Origin of the sequence: Xenorhabdus bovienii (assembly GCF_024721015.1) — a bacterium.
Taxonomy (GTDB): Bacteria; Pseudomonadota; Gammaproteobacteria; order Enterobacterales; family Enterobacteriaceae; genus Xenorhabdus; species Xenorhabdus bovienii.
This window is the reverse complement of the sequence record NZ_JANAIF010000353.1, coordinates 1-372: the sequence shown is the minus strand read 5'-3', so window position 1 is coordinate 372 and position 372 is coordinate 1. Positions and strand designations below refer to the sequence as shown.

General features: G+C 57.3%; 1 pseudogene. It reads right to left on the bottom strand.

Features of this window, described 5'->3' with window-relative positions:
- Window positions 1-333, bottom strand: a pseudogene (locus NXS07_RS22625) (phage late control D family protein); the annotation flags it as partial.
- Between the last annotated feature and the right edge of the window lie 39 nt (window positions 334-372).

Below are 372 nucleotides of genomic sequence, written 5' to 3'. Positions count from 1 at the left end.
CCGAAAATCCGCACTGCGGGCGGTGATTTCCAGCCGGTCAGGTGGCCCACCGTGGCTGATTTCATCCACGACAAACACCCCTTTTTCAATCAATGGCTCACCCTGCCAGCCAATTCTGACCACGATTTCCGCGCCCCGGGGCGGCAGTTCAATTTTGCCGTCGGTGTCGTCTATCGCCAGCTCCAGCGTATCTGCCTCAAAGCCGCGATTGTCGGTCAGGGACAGTGAGAGCAGCCGGTGATTGAGGACGATGATTTGTCGCCCGCCAATGAGCAGATCGAAGCCCGGTTGTTTCACGTAATCACTGCTGGTCAGAATATCGATGGGGTTCATGTGCGCGCCGTCCGTTAAGAAGTTGCCCCATGATTGCCC